Below are 14158 nucleotides of genomic sequence, written 5' to 3' on the forward strand. Positions count from 1 at the left end.
GAGGGCATCAGCAAAATGAAAATCATGGAACAACTGACAGAACTTGAAATCGCCGTTTTCCAGCTGCGCATGGGTTTCGCCCCGGCGGACCGCTGCGTGGATTGGGCCGTGGAACGCCTGCGTCTGGACCAGGAAGGCGACGACCTGGAGGTCGTGCTGCTGGCCAGCGCCCGTGGTGTTGAGGAGGTGCTGCCGCTGGCCGACGTGATCATCGAGCGCTACCGGGGCACGCAACGGCTCGATCAGCAATTCCTCGCTGGCAAATTCATTGTCGAGTTGCGCGCCGCCTATCTGGCAGGGCGGGAAAGCGCGTCTTCGCTCGATGCCATCTTTACCCGCTTGTACCCGGCGCTCGATTATCCCGACTGGCTGGTCATGCTGAGCCGCAATTGCGAGTGTGCGACGGACGTGGCCGATTTCGAGCAGCCGTTCGAACTGGAATTCGACTACATCGCAAGCTTGTGGGCAGAAGCTGGCGATGTCGGCGCCTTTGAGCGGCTGTATGACCGCGAGAGGTCGAACCGGCAGGGCGTGCCTTGCTGAAAGGAAGGAGAGCTGTCTTGTTGCCGATACCCGAAGCGGAGTTGAGCGCTGAAGACCTGGAAGATTTTGCCAGCCGCTACCTAGGCAAGCTGTTGTTTGTTTTCTCCCGCATCGAATTAAATCTGACGCTCAATCTTGTGGTCATGTCTGTCACGGCCACGATGGGCGAGTCAGAAGCGGCATTGTCGAACTGCTACTTTGCCAGAAAACTGGATTTTTTCCTGCGCTTCGCCGATGTATTGCATCAGGAGCGCGCCGATTTTCTGCTGGCATGCCATGCGTGGCATGCGGCAGCGAAGTCGATCTGCCTCAAGCGGAACCGGTTTGCCCACGGCCGCTGGGCCATCCTGCCGTCCACGCAGCAAGTGGTGCACGTGAGCGGTTATCCTGGCGGTCATCAGGACGAAGTACGCTATGCACTGGCGGATTTGCGTGCCATTGTGCTGGAGGCGGAAAACGTCCATGCGCAATTGCTTGAACTCATCAACAAGCAACTGTGCTGATGCATGATTAATATATGAAGAAAATCGATATTTTTATCTGTTCCCACGCCGGGATGCGCGCATGTGCCAGCTGGGAAGATGCCTTCGATGCGTTTCCCGTCACCGGCATCACCTTGCCAGGGGAACTGGATTTTGCGTCGCTGGGGCAATTGCTGACCCAGTCGGCAGAACAGGCGCTGCGGCCCCTGAGGATCGAGGGGCGGGACATTCACATATTCAATGATGCGATTGCGCAAGCGATAGGCCGGATGGCGGATGACGACTTGCTGGAGCTTGCCGTGGCATGGTCCAGAACGGCGCCATGGGCGGACCTGGATGTCCAGCCAATCGACCTGGCCGGATTTCTCCTGGAATTGAAGTCGAGCTGGCATCGCTCTGCCACGCCGGGCAAGGCGCTGTTTGCGTGGGTAGACGCCTAAGGCCGCCGGGCGCTGATGCACCAGCGGCCGCCTGAACAGGCCGCCGCTCATTGAACGGATCAAGCCGGCTGCGCACCAACCACATTGCGGCTGCGGTTTTCCACCAGCACGGAAATACCGAGCACGACGATGCCGCCGCAGGCCAGCATGGCGCCGACCCAGCCTGTCGAACGCAAGCCCATGCCCATGGCGATGGCGATGCCGCCGGCCCAGGCGCCCAGGGCGTTGGCGATGTTGAAGGCGGAATGGTTGAGGGCGGCGGCTACGGTTTGCGCGTCGCCGGCCACGTCCATCAAACGCGTCTGCACGGCGGGAGCGACGGCGATGCCGGCGCCGATGGCGAACAGGTTGATGGCCGTCAGCCACACATTGCTGCTGGTATAGGTAAACGCGGCCAGGGCGGCCACGTTCCACAGCAGCACGCCGAAGATGGTCCACAGGCGCGAGCGGTCGGCCAGCCAGCCGCCGATCAGATTACCCACGGTCATGCCGACGCCGATGATGGCCAGCAAGATGGAGATGACGAGGGGCGACACTTTCGTGATTTCCAGCAAGGTTGGCGTGATGAACGTATAGACGGCGAACATGCCGCCAAAGCCGATCGCCACCATCAGCAGGGTCAGCCACACTTGCAGGCGGCGGAATACGCCCAGTTCGCGGCGCGGGCTCGAATCGCCGGCGGCGACCATGGGCACGAAGATGCGCACCATCAGCATGGTCAGCAAACCCAGCGCGGCGACGAGCAAGAAGGCCGAGCGCCAGCCCAGGGTCTGGCCGATATACGTGGCCAGCGGCACGCCGAAGATATTGGCTACGGTCAAGCCCATCAGGACACGGGCGACGGCCTGGCCCCGCTTGTCCGGTTCGGCCAGGGCGGCCGCCACCAAGGCCGCCACGCCGAAATACGCGCCATGCGGGATGCCGGCGACAAAACGCGCCACGACCAGCAAGCCATAATTGGGGGCGATGGCGCTGAGCAAGTTACCGCCCGCGAACATCAGCATCAGGCAGATCAGCATCAGCCGGCGCGGCATGCGGGCGAGGAAGATCGTGATCAGGGGCGCGCCGACGACCACGCCCAGCGCATAGGCGCTGATCATGTGGCTCATCTGCGGCAAGGTCGTGCCCAGGTCGTCAGCCACCACGGGCAGGATGCTCATGGAGGCGAATTCGCCCGTACCGATGGCGAGGCCGCCGATGGCCAGGGCCAGGTCGGCATAACCAGCGCCAAAAGGCGCGGTGACGCGCGGAATCAATGGGTCTACGGAGGCGTGCATGTTCTTGTTAGTTGGGTAAAGAATGACAGGGTGGAGAGACGCGCTGTGGCCCGGCCGGAAGTGGCAATGCGCCACCAGAGTCGTCGGCTGGCCGGTATTTTCGGGCGATAGGAACTGCCCAAAGACAACATTGTAAAAGATTCGGGCAAGCTCTGCTGGGCGATGGCTGAAATATGCTGCACTGCACACAATAGCGCTTGCTCTTGTTGTTAACGATAACACGGAATCTGCGCGATTCCGCCACAGGGCAGGCGAAGAAAAGCTGGCTGTGGCGGAAATGGTCTTCGCGGTTTGTTACTTCGATAATGATTGCTGCAGCGCTTCCAGGCCCGCCACGTAGATGCCGTGGAACAGCTCCGTCACTTCCTGCTCGCTCACGCCCACGGGCGTGAAGCGGCCCGACCAGCTGACCCGCGCGCCATCGCTGCCGGGAATCGCGCTCACTTGCAGGGTGGACAAATAATCGGTGGCGGGAAACGGCGCCTGCAGGATGGAGTAGCTGTAGCTGCGCGCCGCATTGTCGTACGCTTCCAGCTGCTCGACGATGACGTCGCCGGCCGGATTGGCCAGATGGCGGATGCGGCCCCCATCGCTGAGGGTGCTGCTGGGAATATACGGCAGCCAGTCGGGCAGCGAGTTGAAGCCGCCAATCAGTTGCCACACTTGCGCCGGTGTGGCGGCGATGTCGATCGAGGTGGTGGTATGGGCCATGGTGAATTCCTTATGTATATATTAGAGAGTGCTGCCGGGCAGCGGCGCGAATGGCGACACCAGTTGCTCGGCGCGCATGTCTTGCCAGAAGGCGGCGGGGATGACGCTGTTCAATGCTTGCTGGTCTTCGGCCAGGCGTTGCGGACGGCTGGCGCCGGGGATCACGGCGGCCACGGCCGGGTTGGCCAGCGAGAATTGCAGGGCGGCGGCCTTCACGCTGACGCCATGGCGCGCGGCAATGGCCTTGATGCGTTCCACTTTTGCAATGATCTCGGGCGAGGCTTTCTGGTATTCGAAATGCGCGCCACCGGCCAGGATGCCCGAGCTGTAGGGGCCACCGACGACGATGTCGACGTTCTGTTTCGCGGCGGCAGGCATCAATCGCTGCAGCGCCCGTTCATGGTCGAGCAGGGTGTAGCGGCCGGCCAGCAGGAAGGCGTCGGGCTGGGCTTCGGCCAGGTCCAGGGTCAGTTCCAGCGGTTCCACCTTGTTCACGCCCACGCCCCAAGCCTTGATGACGCCTTCTTCGCGCAAGCTGGTCAGTACGCGGAAGGCGCCTGTGCGGGCCGTTTCAAATTGCGCCAGCCAGTTGTCGTCGTGAAAATCCTGGGCGATGTCGTGTACCCAGACGATGTCGAGGTGGTCCGTATCCAGGCGTTTCAAACTGTCTTCGATCGAGCGCAGGGTGGCGTCGGCCGAGTAATCGTCGACGATTTTGTTCTTGCGGCCAAATTCGAACAAGCCGCCTTTTTCACCCAGTTCGCGGCTTGCCGGGTCTTCCAGTTCGTCGAGGATGAGGCGGCCGACCTTGGTGCTCAGTACGTATTCGTCGCGGCGGCGCTGTTTCAGGGCGGCGCCCAGGCGCAGCTCGGCCAGGCCGGCGCCGTAGAACGGGGCCGTATCGAAGTAGCGGATGCCCGATTCCCAGGCCGCGTCGACGGTCGCCATGGCTTCCTCTTCAGGAATGTTGCGGAACATATTGCCCAGCGGCGCCGTGCCGAAACCCAGTTTGCCTGTCAGTAAGTGTTTGATACTCATGATGTTTTCCTTCAATGTGTGGATCAGTGAAGACAGAATAGCTGGACAAGTTAAGCCTGTCCAAGACATAATTGGCGCAACTTGAGTCCTGAAAGGTCTGATATGCTGGACATCCGCCAATTGCAATACTTCATCGCCGTCGCCGAGGAAGAACACGTGGGGCGGGCCGCCGAGCGCCTGCATATTTCCCAATCGCCGCTGAGCCGGCAAATCGCCCAGCTTGAAGACAGGCTGGGCCTGACCCTGTTCGAGCGCAGCGCGCAGCGCATCCGCCTGACGCGCGACGGCCATACTTTCCTGGCCGAAGCGCGCGCTTTTATCACGCACGGGAATCGCCTGGAAGCGCTGGCGAAACGCCTGGGACGCGGCGACGAGGGCGGCCTGTGCATCGGCTATATCGAGAACGCCATGCATGCGGGCGTCCTGCCCGATGGCTTGCGCGCCTTGCGCGCCACGCGCCCACAGGTGCACATTGCCCTGTACAAGCTGCATTCTGCCGAGCAGATCGAAGGCTTGCGCCAGCGCAGCCTCGATATCGCGCTGCTGTGCGAACCGCCGCTGCCGAACGACCCCGACCTCGATTGCGCGCAAGTGCTGAGCGACCCCATGCTGCTGGCCTTGCCGGAGACGCATCCGCTGGCGCACAAGGCGGACCTCACGCCCGAGGACCTGGCGGGCCAGGAATGGATTGCCGTGCTGCACAAGGAAAGCGTGCTGAAACACGATAACTTTATCGCCGCCTGTGCGCGCGCCGGTTTTACGCCCGATATCCGCCTGGAAGCAACGGAACCGCTGACGGCGCTGGGCCTGGTGGCGGCCGGGCTGGGCATGGCCATGATCCAGCACAGCCTGCGCCAGCACGCGCCGGCCGGCGTGATCGTGCGCGCACTGCCGTGGTTCAGCTACCGCACGCCATTGTGGCTGGCCTGGCACAAGGTCAACTTGCGTCCGCTGGTGGGGATTTTCCGCGAAACGTTGCTGGAGCAGGCCAGCGGTGTTGCCATGCCGGAGCAAAAAGACGTATAAATAAGGCAATCATCTGTGGGGAGGATTGCCATGTTCGATCTGGATGTGCCGGTGTGGGAACTGGTGGCGCGCGCCGTCATCATCTATCTTGCCTTGCTGCTGATGGTGCGCATGACGGGCAAGCGGACTGTGGGGCAATTCACGCCGTTCGACTTGCTGGTCGTCATGCTGCTGAGCGAGGCGGTATCGAATTCCCTGTCCGGCGGAGACGAATCCGTTCCTGCCGGCTTGGTACTGGCGTTGACTTTGATCTGCCTCAACATGCTGATCGCATGGCTGAGTTCGCGCAGCCGCAAGTTCGCCGATCTGGTCGATGGCACGCCCGTGCTGCTGGGCCGCGACGGGCAGATTTTCGATGATGTCGTCAAGAAATGCCGGGTGGCCGGCGGCGATGTCGAGCAGGCGCTGCGCGAGGCCGATTGTCCGTTGGCGGACATGAAATGCGCGTTCCTCGAGGCAGATGGCAAGATCACCATTTTGCAAAAGGCGGGGTAGCGCCTTGCCCATGCTGCGTTTCCTTCCGCCGTGCGTTGCCTGCCGTCTCTGTGATTCCTGCCGCCACGGCGAGCCATGGCGGCAGGACAGGCTTACAGCGTGGTCTGCCGGGCAGTTCGCAGCGGAGGCGGGGCCATGACAGGCGTCTTGGCCAGCTGTGCTTTCAAACTTGCAAATAGCGACCAGCAGGGGATGGCCATCTTCTGGACTTGTTGCGCCTGCGGGCCGCCGGGCAGCTTGCTCCACGGTCCCACGTTGAGGCTGCCATCCTTGATATTGATGCTGTAGAGGGCCGTATACAGGGCTGGCGTATCGGTCGCGATGTAGGCGACTTCTCCGCCATGTTGTACAGCTGTAACGGTGCGTGTCGTGATGCTGGCGAACAGGGTGCCATCCTTGCACGGCGACAGCGATTGGATGCCGATCAGCGGCGGGTAGGGAATCCTCGCCTGGGTGTACCTGTCCCGCCACGTTTTGCTCGGATGGGTATGCGTGTCGCCGATCAGCGCTTCGGGGATATGGCTGATCCATCTGGGCGATTTGATGATGCCGCGTATACAACTGATGACCGAGGCGTGCGTGGCGCACGCCAGGCCCATCGGCCCAAAAACCCAGACATAGTAGGGATCGACATCGATACCGGTATAGCTGCCCCACGGCGCTGGCACGTAGCAGCGGGTATTTGACTGGTCGACGTAAAGCTCGCCGGAAGCGGCAAGGGCGCCGTACATGATGGAGTTGTAATGGTCCGTCCCTTGCAGGAGGGCCGGCAGCATGGCGGCCCCGTCCGGGTCATCGGGCAATGTCGCGGGTGGATGGGTGATGGCGCGGACGTTGACGACGCCGGCCTTGGTCGCCGGCTGCCAATTTCCGGCTTTCAACTCTCCGCTGTCATTCAATTGATGGAGCTTGATGGAGCCTTGCCTGCCTTCATTGCGCGCCGTGTAGACGAACGATGCGCGGCTGTCGTCGGGGGACGGCAGCGCCCAGACGTCATGGAATTTATCACCGGATACTTCTTTCATGTCCGACACTTCAATCGTGGTCGGATCCATCCAGCCGTGTTCCATGTCGCCGTTATCGGACGCGCTCCAGTGCTGGCAGAAGAAAAGGTGATAGCGTGGCTTCAGCGAGCCTGCCTCTGTCTTTGGCATCGTCAAGGCGAAGCGGCGGCCACGATTGCCATAGCCGATCTGGAAAGGCTTCCATTCGCCGGTCCGCGTGACGTTGCCTCCCGTCGCGGCGTAGAGGTTCTTGCTCATGTTGGTGCCGAGGTGAGCGAACAGGCCCCGGTCGCGGGCGACCGGTTCGATCGCCTTCAGGCATTCCAGCATCTGGGTGTTGCCGTCGTTCCACAGCTTGGGCAGCGCCTCCATGTCCGCTTCGAGCCGTATCAAACGGTCGTAGATCGCGTCATACTCGTGCGGCGTGTTCTTGTAGTCCGGATTTCGAATCGAGGCCTGCTCCAGCTGCCGCCCCACCATTTCATGGTCGACGAGGGACTCCAGCAGTACATGGGCGAGCAACGCATCGGCGTAGGTGCGGCAGAAAACGCCGAGGATTTCCGGCCATTTCTCCAGGTCCTGGGTTTTTTCGTCTTTCAGCCATTCGGCGGTCATCCATTTGTCGTATAAAACGGAAATAATGGTAAACGCATTATTTATTGAAATAATGCAACTATCGAGACATTTGTGGACCTTCACCCGATTCTCCACCGTGTTCAAGGGCGTCGGCAGAATTTCGGACAGATCCAGTTTGATGCGGCCTATGGTCGCCATATATTGATCAACCGCACTGCCATTGGCCTTGACCTCACGCAGTTTCTCATCCGCGTTCAACCCTTTCATTGCCTCAATGATCTGATCCTTGAGAGAAGGTTGCTTTGGCCCGAAATAGGTGAGCAGTTGACCGACAATGCTGAACAGGGCGCCGAATATCGCGCCGTACGGACCGGCGCCGGCTGACAGGCTGCCGATCAGCTGCATGCCGGCGGCGCAGATATCCATGATGGCGGCGCTGCCATTGATATAGTCGCCGGACTTGAAGGCGCTCGCCGCGGACAGCACGCCCTTGACCATGTTGGGCAAGTTCTTGTTGATGGCGTCCGTGACGTCCTTTGCATATTTCTTGGCTTCCGCGCTGGCGTTCTTGTCGGCCAGGATGCGTTTTGCACCTTCATACTCCGCCTGCATTTTCCATGTCGCTGCCTCGAAAGCCCTTGCTTGCGCGGGGTCCATGCTCGATTGCGCGTGCAAGGCCATCAATTCAATCTGCTTCTTGAGGAGGTCGAGGTCGGGATCCAAGTTGTCATCCTTTCAATGCGGGTTCGATACTAGTTGTACGAAGACAAAATATTGCATTCATACTAATCTTGGCGTCGAGGTGCGCAAGCTGTATTTGCATGACGGCAGCCGTGCTGATGGCCAGGACGGAGGAATCGCTCTGATGTCACTCGGAGACGGACGGCGCAAGGAATTTCTGATCCCATGGAAAATATTGACACGTAGAATATGAAAGCGACTATGCCTACGATAGTTGCCGGGCGCGGACTGGGCGCTGCCAGCTTCGCTTAGATCTTCTTGCTGCTTTTCAGGTGCAGGGGCAGCCACCACCACATGCAAATGATGAGTGACCCCATCAGCACGCCGGCGATGATGCCGGCGATGTGGCCGAACACTTCCGACATCACCAGGTTCGTGCCCAGAATAAACGCCAGCGCCAGGGAAAAGGCGCCGCACATCATGATGCGGTCGGCCACGCGCTTGAAACGTTCGCGGTCTTGCAGCGGGCGCATCACGCGGTGCTGGATGGCTGGCGCGCTGAGCAGCACCAGGCTGGTCATGGACAGGAAGAACGTCAGCAGGAAGACGACTTTTTCCGCCTGCACGATCTTCGCGAAGCCGCCGTTGAAGGGCAGGATGATGAGGAAGGCCGTCAGCATCTGCGCGCCCGGCAAGAGGATGCGCAATTCGCTGAGCAGGTCGGACAAATCGCCTTCGTCGCCCGGTTGGCCATTTTCATCCTGGTGTTGCGTTTGTGGCATGGTGCCGTCCTCGTGGTGGTGATGGAGGGAGTCTACTCGGCAGTGCATTGCCTGACTGTGGGCGGACGCACCATCAGACGCATTGCGTCAGAACCATTGCGCGTAGCGTTGGCGCAGCCGCCACAGGGGCGTCGAGACGATGGCCGTGGCGCTGTGCGAGGCGTCGTGGCCGCAATGGCCGCAGCTGTGGCGCCGGTGCGGCGCCAGCGCGAAGCTGCCCAGGTCCAGGTGCGGATGGCCGCAGCGGGCGCAGTCGCTGCAGTCCAGCGGCGTGCCTGCCTGCAAGGCGGCGGTGAACGCTTGCGCGGCGGGCGGCGTGATGTTCAGCTGCACGACGTCGGGCGGGAACAGGCCGGGCAGGGCGCGGCAATCGATGGCCAGCGCGGCTAGGTCGCGCGCCAGCAGGGCGCCGCCATCATCGGCCTTGGCGCGCAGTTGCAGCAAGCCATCGGGGCCCGGGCGCAAGGTCGTGGCGTGAAACTGGCTGGGGTCGAACAGCGCCGGATACAGCACGTAGCCCATGGGGCTGGCGTGCTGGCGGCAACGCATCTGCCGCGTTGCCTGCCAGTCGGCCACGTCGGCCTGCGTGCCCCAGTAGCACTGGTGCGTGCGGCACCAGTGGCGCGCCGCGCCATTGCGGAACTTCCCGGCTGCCAACAGATCGCACACGATGATGGCATCTTCGCCTGCGCCGGCGCGAAAGTGGCCCGTGATGTGCTGCGTGGTGACGGCAAGGTGGCCCGTGCTCGCTTGCAGGGGCCAGCAGATGCCGGGCAGGGTCAGCGGCGTAGTCAACGGCGACTCCGCGCGGCTATCGGCTTGCCAGCCGGTAATAGGCCGGAATGAAAAAACCCGCCGACTGGGGCGGGCTGTGCTGACGGGAATGCCTGCGGCATGGCCCGGTTTATTCTTCCGTATCGGCCAGGGTGACGATGGCGCGCGCCCACTTCGAGTATTTCAGGTTCGCCAGATCGCGCACGGTCTTGATATTGAACGCTTGCTTGAGCAGTTCCGCATCCTTTTCGCTCACGCCTTGCAGCGCATCGACGGGCGCATCAGCGATTTCCTTGAAGGTCTTTTTTTCGTAAGCCTTGTCTACCGCTTTATTGATGTTCATGTGTTGATACTCCTCAGTAAATGGAAAATTAATTCTACACGTTTTTGCAAACTGTCAATTTACGCTTGCAAGTTGGGCCGAACTAAATATGATGGAGGTGGATGCCTCGACAGTGAGGCGATCTGTGCGTTCGCCTCAAGATTGTAATTATAGCATTTTTATTATTCATAGTATAATGATTTCCATGGCGCAGAATGGTCTGCGCCATACCGAAGCCGCAGTCACGCGGCACCAATCGATAGCGTTCAGGAGAATACGATGAGTTTGCTAGATCAACTTGCAGGACAGGCGATGAGCGCTTTGGGCAACAAAAGTGCTGACGGGGAAGCCCCATCGGGATTGATGGCCAGTGTGATGGACCTGGTCAACCAGCATGGCGGCTTGCCCGGCCTGCTGCAGAAATTCCAGGAAAGCGGCCTGGGTGACCAGGTGGCCAGCTGGATCGGCACGGGTGCCAATGCGCCTGTCTCCGGCGAACAAATTAAGGATGCGCTCGGTAGCGACACGATCACCCAGATCGCGGAAAAAGCGGGCGTCGCACCGGACGCGGCTTCGGGCGGCCTGGCAGCCTTGCTGCCCCAGCTGATCGACAAACTGACCCCTGATGGTCAGGTACCGGAAGGCAATGACCTCGTCAGCCAGGGTTTGAATATGCTCAAGGGCAAGATCTTCGGTTGATTCCCTGGCCTTGAAATGAAAAACCTCGCAGCAATGCGAGGTTTTTTTATGTGTAAGGTTTTTGGCAGAGAAGTGCGAGCGTCTGAAAAACGCCTGTGGCTAGGCGCGGCCCCGAAGACAGTACGAATAGTACGGCGAGGGGCAGGCAACAACGCCACGGGCGTTTTTCAGGCGGCGGCCATCATGCCGAAATATGGCTGTGCTCCAGTCAGCCTCGCCGTACTTCCCTCGACCAGATACGAGCAATAGCGGCGGCGCTCGGCGATGCCGCCGCGCCGCTCCATCAGTTCGCCCAGCATGGCGACGGCATCGGTGGCCATCTTTTGCACGGGCTGGCGCAGGGTGGTGATGTCGTAGCTGAGCCAGCCTGATGCTTCCAGCGCGTCGAACCCGGCCACCGACATCTGCAGCGGCACCTCGATGCCCATCTGGTGGCGCGCCGTGTCCAGGCAGCCGATGGCCATGATGTCGTTGCCGCAAATGACGGCGTCCGGCACGCGGCCCAGGCGGTCGATGACCTTGCGCAAGCCGCGTCCGCCGCTGGCGTAATCGTAGTTGCCGCTGACGACGATGGGCGCGGGCAAGCCCAGGGTCAGCAAACGATCGAGCATGCCGGCCTTGCGTTCCTGTGCGACGGCCGAGTCGCCGGGACCGTCGATGATGGCGAACTGGCGGTGGCCCGCCTCGGCCAGGCGCGACACGAGCAGGCGCGCCGCTTCACCCTGGTCGCACAGCACGGCGTGCACGGCGTGCTCGCGCGGACTGCGGTTGAACAGCACCAGCGGCACGTCGCGCCGGCCGAATTCGGCCATCTGTTCGTCCGACAGGCAGGCGGCCACGATGGCGCCATCGACTTGGTATTGCCACACGTCGCACAAGACCTTGCCGATGTCCGCTTCGCGCTCGAGGGTAAACAACAGGAGACGCTTGCCTTGGCGGGCAATTTGCTGGCTCAGGTCGGACAATACTTGCGGATAGTACAGATTGGCCAGGTTGGAAATGATGACGGCCACCAGGTTCGAGCGCCGCGTGATCAGGCTGCGCGCGGCCGCGTTGGGGATGTAGTCGAGGCTGATGGCCGCCTGCATGACCTTGGCGTGGGTGGCTGGCGAAACGCTGGCGCCCGGCTTGAAGCAGCGCGACACGGCCGATTGCGACACGCCGGCCAGCAGGGCCACGTCATACGAGGTCACGCGCCGTCCGGCGCCGGATACGGGGCGGGTGGTGGTGATGGGTGTCCGGGCTACAGTATTCTTTTTTCGCATAATGGTCTGGCAAGCAACCTGTCTCAAAGTATTCCTGCAGGCCCGGCCGCTTGTGGCGGCCTGGGCGGGAAAAATGAGCATAGCGAAAATATTTCCATGTGGCAAGACTGTTTTCTTGTCCATGTTGCAAATAATTTGATTTAATGGCAAGTGGTATGCCTGCTCCTCAATCGGGACTGTCGCAGGGGCCGCTGCCATAGGGGCTGAGGCGTCCCGGCGGCTCCACGCGGCGGGCGCTGAAATCGCTGGCCAGGGTGGGTAAGGGCAAGTCCGCCGTGGCGCTCGCTTCCGTGCCGCTGACCGTGCCCCGCACGGTCAAGGCGACATGCACCCAGGAAGCAAAGTTGCGCGGATAGCTGATGGTGACGGTGGCCATGCCCAGCGCGTCGCTCAGGCCGCTTGCGCTGACGGTCAGGGGAATGCCCGGATCGAGCACGCCATTGCCGTTGCCATCATAGGCGGCGTCAAAAATACCATTGCGCAAGACGTCCTCGTTGGCACAGCTGTAATGGGGCAGGGCCAGGCGCCAGACGCCCGTGTCGGGGAACTCGGGCTTGTCCGCTTGCCACACATAGTACCCCTTGGCATAGCGGCTGGGCCAGGCGGCGGCCGTGATGGTGACGCCGGGCACGGCATTGCCGGCGCTGTCGGACACGAACACGGCAAAGTCCTTTTGCAGCACGCTGGCCGAATACTCGCGCAGCAGGCTGCCCGTGCCCAGCTTGACCGACAGCGCTTGCCGCGCCACCGTCAGCCGCACGAGGGCCGTGGCCGCCGCTTGCGCAGCGCCCTCGATGCGGGCCTGGATCAGCACGCCATCGCGGCCGCTGTCGGCCGGTCCCGCCACGTACTCGGCGCGCGCCAGGCCGTCGCTGCCCGTCAGTACGCGGCCCGCTTGCCGCAGGTAGCCGCCGCTGGGGTCGCTCAAGATGGTAAACAGCACGGGCGCGTTCTTGACCAGGTTGTTGGCCGCGCCATCGCGCACCACGGCGCCGATGGTGCTCATACTGGTGCTGATGCTGGCATTGTCGGCCGATGCCGTCGTATTCGCGCGCAGCACGGCCGGATCCGCTTGCACGGCCAGCTTGCTGGCAGGGCTCAATGGCGCGACGAATTCCAGCCGCGTCTGCGCCGAGGGGCCACCGGCCACGGCCGCCGTGATGGTGGCCACGCCCGCGTTGGCCGACTGCACATAGCTGCGCGGCAAGTTGCCATTGCTGAACATCAAGCTGGCGGGCAAGGCCTGGCTGCAGGCGCTGTCCGCAAACAGGTTGCCGCGCGAGGTCGACAAGCTGGCGCTGCCGGACTGCGCCACGCCCGCCTTGTCATAGCGCGCGTCGATGGGCTGGCATGCCAGTGTGGCCACTTCCGCCAGCACGTCCGCGCCGCTGGCATCCTGGCCCACGGCCGGGCTCAGGCGCAGGTCACTGCCCGCCACGGCATACGCTTGCGTGGCGGCGGCGCCCAGCGCATTGACGGACACGGCGTCCTTGCCCAGGCTGCTTGCCGTCAAGCGCAGCACCAGTTGGCCTTGCGCATTGCTGAGTGCAGCGCCGCCATCCTTGACACGCACGCTGTTGCCGGCGCCCGTACTGTAGGCGATGGCGGCGCCGGCCACGGGTTTGCGCGCCGAGTCGCGCACGGTGACGGTGAGGTCGGCGCCCTGGCCCAGCATCAAGGCGGCCGGCCCCAGCAGCTCCACCGTGCTGCCCGTGACGGCCACCATGCCCTTGCCGCTGCGCGTGCCCACATTGGCCGTTACGGTAATGCTGCGGTTGCTGTTGGCGCCTCCCGTTCCCAGCAGGGCGCGCGCCTGGCCGTTCTTGTCCGTCACGGCATCGACGCTGCCGAGGATGCCGGAATCGGCGGCAAAGGAAATCTTCGCGTTGGGCAAGGCCAGGTTGGCGCCATCCTTGACGAGGGCCGTGACGGCCACTTCGCCGCCGGCCAGGCCCGCCGAGGCCAGTTCCGTGCTGGAAAACACGAGGTTGACGGCGGTGGCCAGGCTGGCCGGTTCGGGCGGCGTGACGGCCGGAATCACGG

At 62.3% G+C, this 14158-nt stretch carries 15 protein-coding genes; 6 read left to right on the top strand and 9 right to left on the bottom strand.

Annotation, left to right across the window (positions count from 1 at the left end; translation table 11 throughout):
• The first annotated feature begins 24 nt into the window (after window positions 1-24).
• Genes OPV09_RS14475 through OPV09_RS14485 form a run of 3 tightly spaced genes read left to right on the top strand, consistent with a single transcriptional unit; the run spans window position 25 to window position 1465 of the window.
• Window positions 25-543, top strand: a complete 519-nt coding sequence (locus tag OPV09_RS14475) for a hypothetical protein (protein WP_338678567.1) — start codon at window positions 25-27, stop codon at window positions 541-543.
• 17 nt (window positions 544-560) lie between these two features.
• Window positions 561-1046, top strand: coding sequence for a hypothetical protein (locus OPV09_RS14480; protein WP_338678568.1), 486 nt, complete (start codon window positions 561-563; stop codon window positions 1044-1046).
• Between the two features lie 14 nt (window positions 1047-1060).
• Complete coding sequence (locus OPV09_RS14485; protein ID WP_338678569.1) at window positions 1061-1465, top strand: hypothetical protein; 405 nt, start codon at window positions 1061-1063, stop codon at window positions 1463-1465.
• A gap of 59 nt (window positions 1466-1524) precedes the next feature.
• On the opposite strand, the gene OPV09_RS14490 is transcribed toward OPV09_RS14485, so the two are convergent.
• The 3 genes from OPV09_RS14490 to OPV09_RS14500 form a co-directional block, all read right to left on the bottom strand.
• Window positions 1525-2742 (bottom strand): MFS transporter, encoded by a 1218-nt coding sequence (locus OPV09_RS14490; protein ID WP_338678570.1) that lies wholly within the window; start codon window positions 2740-2742, stop codon window positions 1525-1527.
• Between the two features lie 294 nt (window positions 2743-3036).
• Window positions 3037-3453, bottom strand: coding sequence for an SRPBCC family protein (locus OPV09_RS14495; protein ID WP_338678571.1), 417 nt, complete (start codon window positions 3451-3453; stop codon window positions 3037-3039).
• A 21-nt stretch (window positions 3454-3474) separates the two neighbouring features.
• Window positions 3475-4491 (bottom strand): aldo/keto reductase, encoded by a 1017-nt coding sequence (locus OPV09_RS14500; protein ID WP_338678572.1) that lies wholly within the window; start codon window positions 4489-4491, stop codon window positions 3475-3477.
• Between the two features lie 102 nt (window positions 4492-4593).
• On the opposite strand from OPV09_RS14500, the gene OPV09_RS14505 reads away from it, so the two are divergent.
• Window positions 4594-5517, top strand: a complete 924-nt coding sequence (locus tag OPV09_RS14505; RefSeq protein ID WP_338678573.1) for a LysR substrate-binding domain-containing protein — start codon at window positions 4594-4596, stop codon at window positions 5515-5517.
• 30 nt (window positions 5518-5547) lie between these two features.
• Entirely contained in the window at window positions 5548-6012 is a 465-nt protein-coding gene (locus OPV09_RS14510; RefSeq protein ID WP_338678574.1) for a DUF421 domain-containing protein, read from the top strand.
• Window positions 6013-6104: 92 nt separating this feature from the next.
• Here OPV09_RS14510 and OPV09_RS14515 read toward each other — a convergent pair whose 3' ends face one another.
• The 4 genes from OPV09_RS14515 to OPV09_RS14530 all read right to left on the bottom strand — a co-directional run bounded on the left by OPV09_RS14515 (window position 6105) and on the right by OPV09_RS14530 (window position 10172).
• A complete protein-coding gene (locus OPV09_RS14515) occupies window positions 6105-8315 on the bottom strand; it encodes a hypothetical protein (protein WP_338678575.1) in 2211 nt (736 codons plus the stop codon).
• A gap of 266 nt (window positions 8316-8581) precedes the next feature.
• Window positions 8582-9055, bottom strand: a complete 474-nt coding sequence (locus tag OPV09_RS14520) for a DUF6328 family protein (RefSeq protein ID WP_070301903.1) — start codon at window positions 9053-9055, stop codon at window positions 8582-8584.
• 87 nt (window positions 9056-9142) lie between these two features.
• A complete protein-coding gene (locus tag OPV09_RS14525) occupies window positions 9143-9850 on the bottom strand; it encodes a hypothetical protein (protein WP_338678576.1) in 708 nt (235 codons plus the stop codon).
• Between the two features lie 109 nt (window positions 9851-9959).
• A complete protein-coding gene (locus OPV09_RS14530) occupies window positions 9960-10172 on the bottom strand; it encodes a hypothetical protein (protein WP_034751103.1) in 213 nt (70 codons plus the stop codon).
• Between the two features lie 258 nt (window positions 10173-10430).
• Between OPV09_RS14530 and OPV09_RS14535 the strand changes: the two genes are divergently transcribed.
• On the top strand, window positions 10431-10850 hold the full coding sequence (locus tag OPV09_RS14535; protein ID WP_034751100.1) for a YidB family protein: 420 nt from the start codon (window positions 10431-10433) through the stop codon (window positions 10848-10850).
• 167 nt (window positions 10851-11017) lie between these two features.
• On the opposite strand, the gene OPV09_RS14540 is transcribed toward OPV09_RS14535, so the two are convergent.
• Together OPV09_RS14540 and OPV09_RS14545 are read right to left on the bottom strand one after the other, a co-directional pair.
• Window positions 11018-12043, bottom strand: coding sequence for a LacI family DNA-binding transcriptional regulator (locus OPV09_RS14540; RefSeq protein WP_235194210.1), 1026 nt, complete (start codon window positions 12041-12043; stop codon window positions 11018-11020).
• A gap of 238 nt (window positions 12044-12281) precedes the next feature.
• Window positions 12282-14156: an Ig-like domain-containing protein gene (locus OPV09_RS14545; RefSeq protein WP_338678577.1), complete on the bottom strand. Its 1875-nt coding sequence runs from the start codon at window positions 14154-14156 to the stop codon at window positions 12282-12284.
• Between the last annotated feature and the right edge of the window lie 2 nt (window positions 14157-14158).

This window comes from Janthinobacterium sp. TB1-E2 (assembly GCF_036885605.1).
Lineage (GTDB): Bacteria > Pseudomonadota > Gammaproteobacteria > Burkholderiales > Burkholderiaceae_D > Janthinobacterium > Janthinobacterium aestuarii.